The sequence below is a fragment of the Shimazuella kribbensis DSM 45090 genome, from assembly GCF_000428065.1.
In the GTDB taxonomy this organism is placed as follows: Bacteria; Bacillota; Bacilli; order Thermoactinomycetales; family Thermoactinomycetaceae; genus Shimazuella; species Shimazuella kribbensis.
On the sequence record NZ_ATZF01000023.1, the window covers coordinates 17099 to 28067 of the forward strand.

14 protein-coding genes and 2 pseudogenes are annotated in these 10969 nt (G+C 36.7%); 7 read left to right on the forward strand and 9 right to left on the reverse strand.

Annotation, left to right across the window (positions count from 1 at the left end; all coding sequences use genetic code 11):
- The first annotated feature begins 375 nt into the window (after positions 1–375).
- The 3 genes from A3GQ_RS0119820 to A3GQ_RS0119835 all read left to right on the forward strand — a co-directional run bounded on the left by A3GQ_RS0119820 (position 376) and on the right by A3GQ_RS0119835 (position 3405).
- On the forward strand, positions 376–1194 hold the full coding sequence (locus A3GQ_RS0119820) for a DUF2726 domain-containing protein (protein WP_245596832.1): 819 nt from the start codon (positions 376–378) through the stop codon (positions 1192–1194).
- A 608-nt stretch (positions 1195–1802) separates the two neighbouring features.
- Positions 1803–2207, forward strand: coding sequence for a DUF4279 domain-containing protein (locus A3GQ_RS0119830; protein ID WP_051272153.1), 405 nt, complete (start codon positions 1803–1805; stop codon positions 2205–2207).
- Between the two features lie 394 nt (positions 2208–2601).
- The gene (locus tag A3GQ_RS0119835) at positions 2602–3405 is read left to right on the forward strand and encodes an alpha/beta fold hydrolase (RefSeq protein ID WP_028778541.1); all 804 of its coding nucleotides are present in this window, start codon (positions 2602–2604) and stop codon (positions 3403–3405) included.
- 435 nt (positions 3406–3840) lie between these two features.
- Here A3GQ_RS0119835 and A3GQ_RS0119840 read toward each other — a convergent pair whose 3' ends face one another.
- The 3 genes from A3GQ_RS0119840 to A3GQ_RS27390 all read right to left on the reverse strand — a co-directional run bounded on the left by A3GQ_RS0119840 (position 3841) and on the right by A3GQ_RS27390 (position 4911).
- On the reverse strand, positions 3841–4410 hold the full coding sequence (locus A3GQ_RS0119840; protein ID WP_028778542.1) for a hypothetical protein: 570 nt from the start codon (positions 4408–4410) through the stop codon (positions 3841–3843).
- A gap of 94 nt (positions 4411–4504) precedes the next feature.
- The gene (locus A3GQ_RS28270; RefSeq protein ID WP_281170847.1) at positions 4505–4639 is read right to left on the reverse strand and encodes a hypothetical protein; all 135 of its coding nucleotides are present in this window, start codon (positions 4637–4639) and stop codon (positions 4505–4507) included.
- Positions 4640–4758: 119 nt separating this feature from the next.
- The gene (locus A3GQ_RS27390) at positions 4759–4911 is read right to left on the reverse strand and encodes a hypothetical protein (RefSeq protein ID WP_156877832.1); all 153 of its coding nucleotides are present in this window, start codon (positions 4909–4911) and stop codon (positions 4759–4761) included.
- A 542-nt stretch (positions 4912–5453) separates the two neighbouring features.
- Between A3GQ_RS27390 and A3GQ_RS0119855 the strand changes: the two genes are divergently transcribed.
- The 3 genes and pseudogenes from A3GQ_RS0119855 to A3GQ_RS28115 all read left to right on the forward strand — a co-directional run.
- Complete coding sequence (locus A3GQ_RS0119855) at positions 5454–6314, forward strand: hypothetical protein (RefSeq protein WP_028778543.1); 861 nt, start codon at positions 5454–5456, stop codon at positions 6312–6314.
- A 239-nt stretch (positions 6315–6553) separates the two neighbouring features.
- Positions 6554–6919 (forward strand): peptidase inhibitor family I36 protein, encoded by a 366-nt coding sequence (locus tag A3GQ_RS0119860; RefSeq protein ID WP_028778544.1) that lies wholly within the window; start codon positions 6554–6556, stop codon positions 6917–6919.
- 463 nt (positions 6920–7382) lie between these two features.
- A pseudogene (locus A3GQ_RS28115) lies at positions 7383–7559 on the forward strand (helix-turn-helix domain-containing protein); the annotation flags it as partial.
- 187 nt (positions 7560–7746) lie between these two features.
- Here the strand turns inward: A3GQ_RS28115 and A3GQ_RS0119870 are convergent.
- Together A3GQ_RS0119870 and A3GQ_RS25070 are read right to left on the reverse strand one after the other, a co-directional pair.
- A complete protein-coding gene (locus A3GQ_RS0119870; protein ID WP_028778546.1) occupies positions 7747–8226 on the reverse strand; it encodes a hypothetical protein in 480 nt (159 codons plus the stop codon).
- 239 nt (positions 8227–8465) lie between these two features.
- Entirely contained in the window at positions 8466–8861 is a 396-nt protein-coding gene (locus A3GQ_RS25070) for a winged helix-turn-helix transcriptional regulator (RefSeq protein ID WP_028778547.1), read from the reverse strand.
- Between the two features lie 308 nt (positions 8862–9169).
- Between A3GQ_RS25070 and A3GQ_RS0119880 the strand changes: the two genes are divergently transcribed.
- Complete coding sequence (locus tag A3GQ_RS0119880) at positions 9170–9352, forward strand: hypothetical protein (protein ID WP_028778548.1); 183 nt, start codon at positions 9170–9172, stop codon at positions 9350–9352.
- 121 nt (positions 9353–9473) lie between these two features.
- Here the strand turns inward: A3GQ_RS0119880 and A3GQ_RS25075 are convergent.
- The 4 genes and pseudogenes from A3GQ_RS25075 to A3GQ_RS27890 all read right to left on the reverse strand — a co-directional run.
- Positions 9474–9715: pseudogene (locus tag A3GQ_RS25075) on the reverse strand (cytoplasmic protein).
- 204 nt (positions 9716–9919) lie between these two features.
- Positions 9920–10363 carry a hypothetical protein gene (locus A3GQ_RS0119890; RefSeq protein WP_028778549.1) on the reverse strand — a complete coding sequence of 148 codons (444 nt, stop codon included), beginning with the start codon at positions 10361–10363 and terminating at the stop codon, positions 9920–9922.
- 40 nt (positions 10364–10403) lie between these two features.
- Positions 10404–10670, reverse strand: a complete 267-nt coding sequence (locus A3GQ_RS0119895; protein ID WP_028778550.1) for a hypothetical protein — start codon at positions 10668–10670, stop codon at positions 10404–10406.
- A 77-nt stretch (positions 10671–10747) separates the two neighbouring features.
- The coding region (locus tag A3GQ_RS27890; RefSeq protein WP_028778551.1) for a hypothetical protein at positions 10748–10969 on the reverse strand (222 nt) is incomplete at its 5' end.

The window sequence follows — 10969 nt, forward strand, 5'->3', positions numbered from 1 at the left end:
TGGTTTGAATGAAACATAATTACTTTGCGGTTAATGGTAGCAACTCTGTCACTGGGCCTAGAACCAACAAACGAACGATAAACCATAATTTGCCCAATAAATGGAATTCATTTGACGGACTAGAACAGCTACCGTCTTATAGGGTTGATGGTGAAATTGCGGCATTTTTGCATATCCCCCGAAAAGGTACATTAGGGAGAAAATGAACAGGAAACCGGAATAAACGTTACTGGCAATAAAAAAAGTAAAAAAAGCATCTGTGCGACGAAGTGCATTTTGCCTAACAAATGGAAATAATCCTGCGGACTAGAGCAGCAATCCTGTCACTACCCCATATAGGCCCAGTGACAGGTGAAGTAGGGAGCCAAGAATAAAGTGGAGGTGGAAAGTATAAATTTCAGAGGGAAAATTCTTTTCTTTGCAAGGGATCATTTGAATAATATTCAGTTATATAAGAAACAATCAAAAGGAGTTGTTACATTAGAACAGTATATTGAATATATTCAATTACTTGAAAAACAATTAGGTCATAGATTAATAAAATCTTTTGTCATGAATCAAGATGATAAAAAAAGAAAATATATATGGTGCTCAAAAGTGTGGAGAACAGATTTAAATGAAAGGATTTCGCCAAATCATCAAAAATACATAACATTTCTTGAAGAGAAGCGAAAAGATGTTATCTTTATTGGTCCCTATAAATCGATGCGAACAAGAGGCTTGCATTTATGTAATTATGGTCATGAATGGTTGATCCAACCTATTAAAGTTAAGAACGGTGAAACTTGTCCCAAGTGCAAAAAAAAGTTTAGAGAATCCAAAGGAGCAAAATATATTACTGAATTATTAGTACAAAATGAGATTGAATTTATTAAAGAAGTTTCTCTTACTCATTTTGGTCATAAAGATGATTTACGTTTAGACTTTCTGATTTGTCAAAATAACCATCCTTTATTTGTTATTGAGTTTAATGGGATTCAACATTACAAAGCACTAAAATCAAAATTTTTTAGTGGATATAAAGGATGGAAAGAAAGAAGATTAAGAGATTGGAAAAAACGCAATCATTGTTGGAAGATTGGTTTACCAGTCGTAGATATACCATATACCGAAACAGAGGAACAAATACAAGAGACTATTTATTATTTTCTTAACTTATTTGAATTAATCAATGATCCATCAACTGAAGGATAAAGAACCAATAAAAAGGGGTACCGCCACATGCTCATCAAGCTAAGAAAAATGGATACCCCCAAAATGACGAGTTTATTGCAATTTGGAAAAATTTTCAGATGTGTCCCCTCATTCCCGGAATTGTTCACATACCCTAGATAGACTCCTTCCTAAAATGTATTTTATTTCCATAGTGGCCCCTCAATGTGCGAATCGGTGCCATACCCCAAAACGACTTGAGCTGTCCTTTTAGGCTTCAAGTCGTTTTCCATTTATTGGTCAAATTACGGTTCGTCGTTCGGATGCTGGTTCTGGGCCTTATAGAAAGAAAGGAAAAGGGTCACCAATACACACTCATGTATATATCAAATGAGTATGCTAGTAAAGGTTTGCTTTAAATGTGTTGCAAAACGCACCAATGGTGAATAAAAGAGCATAAAAATGTCCCCTCTATTCGAGTAGAATGGAAGTGCAAACAAGACATAGACTTGACCATAATGGATACTTCCATTTTGCCCGATTTTTAGACATGTTTATTTTCCATGCGCCAGATCTAAAACCACCAGATTTAGCCAATAGTGGTTCAGTTTCCAAAATTTTAATTTCTAACTTAGGAAGAATCCTTGAAGATGAAAAAAACTACGGTTATGGTTGAATTTGCTATATTTGGAGATGACTTTTCTCCAGATGCTGTAACAGAAAAATTATCCACTAAACCAACCAAATGTTGGATGAAGGGGGAATCGATTAGAGACATGGCGATTGTAAGAAAAGAGACGAATTGGTCTATTAGTACAGGTTATGAAGAATCATGGGATATTAATGATCAATTAAAAAAGCTAGTAGAATTATTGGAAAATAAAAGAAGTGATTTGAAAGAATTAAAACGTATATATAATCTAGAATATAAGTTTTTTATTGTCATAAATGTTGAGAACAATGAAAAACCGGCAATATATTTAGAAAATGATATGATTGAATTTGCTAATGATATAAAAGCATGGTTTGATTTTGATTTGTGTATTTTTTCCTAATTTCTCATTATTTGGGGTAAGGCACCGATTCGCACATTGAGGGGCCAAACTGGAAAATATATCTATCTGTATGGTCGCTTTTGGAGTTATCTCGGATTGCTATGACAGGGTTGCTACCATAGACCGCAAAGTAGTTGAATGTCCAACAAAAGTTTTTTTACCCAATAAGTAACGTTAACGCTGTGAATTTATTGTATTTTGTTGTAATATTATTGTTGGATTAAATGCCAATTGAGCCTATTTTGGTCACGCACTTATGTAAATTAGGGTTAATAACATGACATAAAGGTTCAAATAGACCAGTAATAATGGTTTTTTATTATTTTGTTCACGTTCTTCTGATTGTGCTATAGGTTATGTACGGAGTTCACCCCATAGACAAGGAGATTATATTATGCCACTTGCTACTCTATCAGATCAGACACGCCTCTATTACGAAGAATTAGGTGAAGGAGAACCTTTATTACTAATAAGTGGACAAGGCATGGATCATACTTTCTGGAACGCTATTCGAGATGATCTCGCAACGAAATATCGTGTTATTGTTTACGATCATCGAGGAACTGGTCATAGTGACAAACCAAAATTACCAGCATATACAACACGTGGTCTCGCAAAAGACGCGATGGAGTTACTGAATCATCTAGGTATAGCACATACACATGTCTATGGATTTTCTATGGGGGGACGTGTTAGTCAGTGGCTAGCAATAGACTATGGTGATCGAATTAGTTCCTTGATTTTGGGGGCTACCTCACCTGGAAAACGAGGTATTCCTAGACCACATCATATCAATGCTTTTTTTCAACAACCATTATCAGAGCAAAAAGAACAAAATATAAAATGGCTTTCCATGTTTTATACGCCTGCTTGGATTCGCTCCAACTTAGATAAAGCACATGAGATATTTAATCAACCTGTTCTTCCTGTTCATGCGCGACAACTTCATTATATGGCAAGTGAAGAACATGACAGTTATGATTACTTGTCTTCTATCCAATCGCCCACACTAATTATCCATGGAGATGAAGACGAAGTGAACCCTACTGCAAATGCCTATCTATTAGCCGAAAAGATACCAGGAGCAAAATTATCGCTAATTAGAGGAGGACGTCATGGTTACTTCATTGAATACAAAGAAGAGTCTCTTCACGAGGTAATCGATTTTCTAGAAGATCATTCATTCCATAGAAAATAATTAGATAAATAAAGAGTTTCAAAAGAGACTCTAAAGATGGAATCTATCTGACGGATTAGAGCGTGAACCATCACACTATCCCTACTAAGGGGTAATCCGAGATAACTCCAAAAACGGCCATACAGATAGAAAAAATTGTAAATCCCTGGTTTCTCTGTGTTTAAACGGAGAGAAACCGGGGATTTTTAATCGAATTTATATAATGTTTAGGAATTTAAAATACTTGGATATACCAATCAGCCACTCAAGCAAGTTGTTCATAGGTGATCCCAGGACAAGCATCTCCATTTTGGACAATCCTAAATTGATCCCATCTGCTTAAGAGGACAGCAAACAAAGTCGATTTCTCTACAAGGTTGTTACTTACTAGGTTAAAATAGGGTCCGCCCTACAGTGTAATACTGTAAGGCGGACATCTCACACATTAACCAAGGATCAGTTTCGACCCAATCCCCATCCCCAGTAGGCGTCGACCTGTGTTTGGTTTCCGATGATCGGCTGAACGTCCATCCTGATGTTAAAACTGTTTCCTGTGTTAGTGAGGAGTGCTATAGCACAGAACCGAGTGCTGTGTGCGTTTCCTTCATGACGGATCACACACCACTCCTTACCAGAAATACCAACAGTAGTCGTTGCGTTCTTCACGTTCTTCAGCGAAGAAGCACCTTTGTTGATGCCAACGAAGAGACCCACACGCTGGACGTTCTGAAGAGCGTCATCATAGAAGCTCTGAATCCTAGTAATTCCTCTAGTCCGAGCCTCCCTGTCGACCTCGAACCAGGGAGCTGTACTGATGCTACCAAACGTGTCCAGAGTATGAACAACACCCTTGGTGCCATCCTTCAACTCATAGAGCATGCCAAAAACGATGTCCACATTTTTCAGTGCACCGAACAAACCACGTTTGATCTCCCAGTCGAAGCTAGCCGTCATGAAACCATAGGACACTCTCCCTGATTGCCTGCCGAGGTTGGCCGTCTGTCCTTTGCACATGTTGATGGACATATAGGATCCTTCTGTTGTGAGAGAAATTCAGTCCTGTAAGGACTCTTGCAAATTTAGCATATATAGATATATTGAAAATTGCAATTCAAAATTTTTATTTATTCTCACATCTTCCAACCAACATAGAACCAAGTGATTCTCCAGAAAGACTGAGTCCACGAGCGGATACATTTTCATATAGAGTACCTTCTTTACCATGCCAGATATCATTGATTTTAAGCTGTTCCATGTGATCACTCCTTAGTCGTATCATTTCGAGAAAATTGTACGCTTAGACATATCTTAGTCACAATATATCAGATATCCTGTACGCTAACAGCATTCCTGTCACCAGGTGCAATCTAGATGTTAATATATGTTGTCTACTTTGCGGGTAATGACATCTTCGCTGGTACGGCACCGATTCGCACATTGAGGGGCCACTTTGGGAAATATTCCTAGGCTATGTCCTATTTTTACACGTATCTTGGCTATTTTTGCCCAACCCCCGAAAAAGTACATTAAGGAACACCTCCTGAATCGTTCTCAAATTACGGAGGTGTTCCTTAATGTTAATCAGTAGAGATTGTTTCTTGTATAGCCTTTGATTGAGTTAATTCTTGAATGATCTCATCCATGTTAATGAACTCTTGGCTCCTATGAAACTCATAGCGACCGTAGAGATTGATGTGCTGCCATGCAACGGGCGCCATTCACGGAACAGTTAACGCCATAAAAACTTGTCGTATTCTACTGATACATTACCTATATTTTTACTTATTTGGTTTTTAATTGAGATGTGGCCCCTCAATGTACGAATCGTTCACGTACCCCTGATACAACCAGTTCTCGACAATAGGTGTGTATTAGTTGGTGTGGATAGATATGATATTTCTTTAGAATGCGTTGTACAGATCGGATTGCGATTCGTTTTTTGTGATTGGAAAAAGGGGAAAACAGACACTTTATGTTTACCCTTTTTGTTTTACTGTTGCGTTTTATAATAAAGCTAAGAAGTTGGAAAACAAAGAGTATTTCCAGAATCATTTTAAGGAGTGTGAGTAATGAAAAAAATCATTTATTCTTTTCTATTATTAGCTGTATTTGGTTTGGTGATGAGTGGATGTACGATCAATTTATCTGCAAATGAGAAACAGCCTAATTTATCTATTTCTACAACCTCAAATAATCAAGAAAATAAAGGAGAAAATCCAATTCAAATTAAAGTAGATATCTACAAGCATTATGAGGATGGTTTTGCTTTACAAATGTATTTAGCAAATGCAAAAACAGGAAAAGGAACATGGACGATAAAAACATGTGAGAAAGAGAATGTACACAAGAATAAAGGTGCTTCTATCCTTGTCGGTTCTGAAGAAGTGGAATGTGTGGGGAAAATGGATAGTGGTAGCTATAATATATATATAAACTTTACAGGTATCGTGAATGGTCAACAAATTACTTTGGATAAAGTCTATGAATGGGATTATAAGGAGTTGGATAATGTACCGCTAGACGGATCAGAAGAAAAACCAGAAAAAATGAGTTGGGAGACCTTAAAAGTAAATGCTCAAGGTGGATTTTTGTTCAATTACATGGCTTATTTAGGAGCTACGAAAGAGGATATCTTAACTTATTTGGGAAATCCTGATCCATCTGACGAAGAGGGTATCCTAGAGTATAAAAATGAAAATCTTTCTATTGGTATATATGACAATCAAACCGTAAGTTTTCTCTCCGTTGAAAATCCCGACAAACTGTCTAGTAACTTAGATGAGATACAACAAGTATTTGGGGACTCGAAGAAAATTAGTGCTCCAGGAGGAGATTTTCTAAAATATAACCTAGGTGCTAATACACTTTATATATGGTTTAATGATAAAGCTAAAATAACCAATATTGATTTAGAACCTAGTGATTCATAGTTCTAACTCTTTGGTAGGGGGTAGAACCAGCAACTGAACAATGAAGTGCAATTTGCCTAAATATTGGGTGTTTTTGCCAACCCCTCGGAAAGGTGGAATATCGAATTTTCAGAAGTACAAAGGGTGCTATTTGGGTTAAAATACTGATTATTCTATGAGAATACACATTTTACACGAATTATTTATGTGAATTGCCTTATAATTACTAAGGTCACCCAATCAATAGGAGGTCATTTATTTTGAAAAAAGCTATTGTATCTGTTTTGTCACTAACACTACTAGCTGCATTTTCTTTGCCGACAGCATCTTTTGCTGCACCTACAAAAACATGTGTCACTTTGTATGAGCATATCAACTTCAAAGGAAAACATAAAACGTTTTGTGGTACGCACAAATATGTAGGAAACGACTGGAATGATAAGGCTTCCTCAGCAAAATTTACAATTAAAAGCGGTGAGGCTCTTTCTCTTTTGGAGCATCGTATCTCAGGCGGACATAACGGTGGATTGTATAAAAATAAGAGTGGACAAGTTGCGAATTTTAAAAATATAAATGGATATAATTTCAATGATAAGCTATCTGCTATAAGAGTAGAAAAGTTGTAATTGCTGATCTAAAACAAATTTGTGTGTCCCAAAATAAAAAGTAATCTTATTCCATAAGACAATTTGAATATCGAAAGATTTAATCATAAGTTAGATAGAGTTGACAGCTCTGTCTAATTTTTTTATACAGCGTACCCTTAATCTATGGACATCTATAAGGGGTATGTGAACGATTCCGGGAATGAGGGGCCACATCTCAATAAAAAACCAAATAAGTAAAAATATAGGGTATCTATCAGTAGAAAGCGACGAGTTTTTATAACGTTAATCGTCCTGTAAATGATGTTTTTCAGTCGTGGTCAAACCAAACTTGTCGTATTCTCCTATGGAACATTACGAGTTTATTGCTTATTTGGAAAAATTTTCAGATGTGGCCCCTCATTCCCCGAATCGTTCACATACCCCATATTCATGTGTAACATTGTATGAGCATGTCAATTTCAAAGGACGAACCATCAAATTCTCAGCAGGAAGAGTTGCTGCTCGGGCGAGAGGAAGGCTAGGTGGAAGACCAGAGAAGTTTGGGAAGAAAGAAATTGAAATGATGAAAGCACTTGCTAAAAATGGAACTCCTATAAAAGATATTGCTTCCATGCTGGAAACTTCTCGTGCAACAGTTTATCGCTACATCAATAAATGATTTCTAAAATTTGGAATATACTTTGCGGGTAATGACACGTTCGCTGGTATTACCCCTTATTGGCCCAGTGACAGGGTTCCTACCATAAACCGCAAAGTAATTAAATACGCTACCGAATTACATTTCAGCACAGTATAACTAGTTTTGAGTTCGCTGATTTTATTTACCAAACAATTGATACTATTGCTTATAACTTCTTCATGGAATTTGATATTGCTTCATGTGTAAAAATCATCTTATAAATCCTTTTTATTAATAAGATTAATCTATCTTGAAAAAATCGAAACATCTCATCTATTATCCAAAAGAATAGAGCAACAGTTAAGAACATGATTTCAAGCTTTACATCAAATTTTTCCCAAATAAATACATAGGCCATGGCTGATCCGACATGAATTAACGATGCCACCATCATTCTCCAAGGAGAAGAAAGTTTCCAAGTAATCAAATCAGAGAACATTGACACAATGCTACCAACAACCGAAATAGATATAAGGAGTACAACAAAAACTAACAAAGAACCAATAAGATGCTCTAAAACAGAAGAAATTTCCGTTTCAGTGATTATTTGAAGTATAAAAATAATACCCATACAAAAAGCAGCTGTGATAAGGGAGGTTAATAGCTTACGAATCATCGTAATAGAAAATAGGGTTAGTTTTCTCATATAAAAATAATCTCCTTTATCTCTATATGACCGTAGAATAAGCCTGTGCTTTCCATTTTGTCAAAGGTAAACAGTAGTAATTTAAACAAGTATTTACTTTGCGGTCTATGGTAGGAACCTTGTCACTGGGCCATAAAGGGTAATATGGGGGTAGTCCGAGATAACTCCAAAAGCGGCACGATAGATACATATATTTTCCAGTGTGGCCCCTCGTACCTCGAATCGTTCGCGTACCCCAACTACGTTATACTCTTCTTCCTCTTCCCCAATATGATACTCATTTTCATCACATCTTCCCACTTTTGTCCCCAATTTCGCATTTCAGCAAGAACATTTTTAAAGTCTCTTCCTTTATCCGTTAAGGAATATTCCACGGTCACAGGTACGGTAGGAAATATGTTACGATAGATGATTCCATTTTGTTCTAAATGGCGAAGCGTTTCAAATAAAGACTTGGAACTAATGCTTGAGCTATCCATCGACCAACTGTCCAAATTTCTTCGTAACTGAATAAAACTCTGCGGACCATTATAAAAAAGTTGACCAAGGACCAAGTATGACCACTTTCCGTCAAGGATTTGCGTTGCTTGGTGATTAGTGATAAAATATTTCTCCTTTTCTGAATTTGTCAGCATGTTATTAGTCCTTACAAAGCAATGTTAGACAAGTTGAACCAGGTCTAATAAATAGGCGGATCTTTTTTCTTTTGTAAGTATAACTCATAGGAACGAATCCTTATTTAAAATAAAATAAAATTCTACTTTGTGGTCTATGGTAGGGGGGAGATAACTCCAAAAGCGGCCATACAGATACATATATTTTCCAGTGTGGCCCCTCAATGTGTGAATCGGTGCCTTAACGTGTAAGTAATCTGATACATTGTGACTAAGATATGTCTAAGCGTACAATTTTCCCGAAATGATACGACTAGGGGTGTGACCAAATGGAACAGCTTCAAATAAATGATATCTGGCATGGTAAAGAAGGTACGCTATATGAAAATGTATCTGCTCGGATCGACGCTGTAACTTCTCGCAATGTACAAGTATCATTTGATCATACTGTGAGCGTTGATGGCTTGCTGTTAGCTGGAAGTGTGATGACACATAAGCAGTTTTCGGCTTAACTTTGATCCTGGCGAGCAATTGAGTTTATGGTGACAGGGTTGCTGCTCTAGTTCGCAGGATTATTTCCATTTATTGGTCAAATTAGGGTTTGTCGTTCAGATGCTGGTTCTATCCCTTTAACTAAAACCAAACCTTACGCATTCCCTTTAGAAACTGGTCTGCGATGGGAAATCCAGAACTCTCCCCTATAACAGAATCAATTCCACAATAAGGGCAAACCGCTGTATCATCGTCATCCCACCATTCATCAATTTCATTTGGGTTAAATATTTTCAAACAAGAAAAACATCCACATATTCCATCTTTTCCATATTTTTTCTATTATGGATGCTAAAACGATGTGCTTTATTAAAATCTTCCATTAGTATATCTACCCCTTAAATTTAACCAGCATTGTTAAATAGGTTCCATTTTATTGTAATCCTTATTCCACCTTTTTGAGGGGATGGGCGAAAATGCCGTAATTTAACCATCCATTCTATGAAACGGTTCGTACTCTAGTCCGTCAGATAGATTCTAGTATATGGTTATGTTACCCTTCAATCTCCGGATGCTGGTTCTGGTCCTTAAAGGAAGAGACTACCAAAGAAAAGGATGGTTGTTGCACTAAAGAGAATAACTTCAAAAAAGGTGAGTCGTTTCTTTTCCTGTAAATGTCGAAGCCAAGTTGCCAAGCACGCAGAAATAATAACCACCACAATCGATATTTGTCCTACGAAGTGAGGAATGGCATCGATGAATAACGAGACAAACGATAAAACGAAACTTCCAAGAAAAATCCAATCATTTATATCGTCGATTTTTTGGTAGGTAGAATCAGGAAGATTTGTATCGTCGTCTTTTTCTTCTTGATCGATTAGAAAATCAAGTAACCAGCGAAAACAGAAGATAATCCCCATTGAAGGTATAAGATAGTCCATGATGTTTTGTGGTAGTTGATGAAAAAACACATGATACATGGAAATCAATCCCATGGTCCATAAAATCCAACCACTCACCTGATAAATCATTTTTCGCTTCTGTTGTGGTATATTCATTGTTCTGGTAGCATTACCAACACATAGTAAGCCACCGCGAATCCTCCCATCCAAATGGGATAATAGAGCCAATTTTAATTCGTTTATCCTTACCAAATATAACATCCAGCCAGTATTCAAAAATCCAATACAAACCGAAAGCAATAAGCAAAAGATAGTACCACTTCATATGGGGAAAAAGATAACGCATCAACGATCCCAATAGGAAAGCAACTGGCAAGCGAATCGCATCCTGAAGCATTTTTATCGATTGCATCAACCAATTTTTTAATCGATCCATTCCAATCCCTTTCCCCCTACCTACGTTATTACACCAAACAAAAGGATAAGAGCAATGAGAATACTTACGATAAAGAGTCAATTGGCAACCTTCTTCTTCTCTAATTGAGGAATCGTAATAAGCGGGACAATGAGAATACAAAAGCATACAAAGAGAGCCAGAGGAAATTGAAAGTACCAGGGTAACGCAGGGGAAAGATCCATGATGAGATGGTTAACGAAAAGGAAAGTCGGAAAGATAATTGCACTTATTAATGTCTCTTCTTTTTTTAGGAGCCATTTTTTCAATTTATCACGAAC

Coding starts and splice junctions, on each gene's coding strand:
- A3GQ_RS0119830 (WP_051272153.1), top strand. CDS start 1,803: ATGAAAAAAACTACGGTTATGGTTGAATTTGCTATATTTGGAGATGAC.
- A3GQ_RS0119835 (WP_028778541.1), top strand. CDS start 2,602: ATGCCACTTGCTACTCTATCAGATCAGACACGCCTCTATTACGAAGAA.
- A3GQ_RS0119840 (WP_028778542.1), bottom strand. CDS start 4,410: ATGTCCATCAACATGTGCAAAGGACAGACGGCCAACCTCGGCAGGCAA.
- A3GQ_RS28270 (WP_281170847.1), bottom strand. CDS start 4,639: ATGGAACAGCTTAAAATCAATGATATCTGGCATGGTAAAGAAGGTACT.
- A3GQ_RS27390 (WP_156877832.1), bottom strand. CDS start 4,911: ATGTACTTTTTCGGGGGTTGGGCAAAAATAGCCAAGATACGTGTAAAA.
- A3GQ_RS0119855 (WP_028778543.1), top strand. CDS start 5,454: ATGAAAAAAATCATTTATTCTTTTCTATTATTAGCTGTATTTGGTTTG.
- A3GQ_RS0119870 (WP_028778546.1), bottom strand. CDS start 8,226: ATGAGAAAACTAACCCTATTTTCTATTACGATGATTCGTAAGCTATTA.
- A3GQ_RS25070 (WP_028778547.1), bottom strand. CDS start 8,861: ATGCTGACAAATTCAGAAAAGGAGAAATATTTTATCACTAATCACCAA.
- A3GQ_RS0119880 (WP_028778548.1), top strand. CDS start 9,170: ATGGAACAGCTTCAAATAAATGATATCTGGCATGGTAAAGAAGGTACG.
- A3GQ_RS0119890 (WP_028778549.1), bottom strand. CDS start 10,363: ATGATTTATCAGGTGAGTGGTTGGATTTTATGGACCATGGGATTGATT.
- A3GQ_RS0119895 (WP_028778550.1), bottom strand. CDS start 10,670: ATGGATCGATTAAAAAATTGGTTGATGCAATCGATAAAAATGCTTCAG.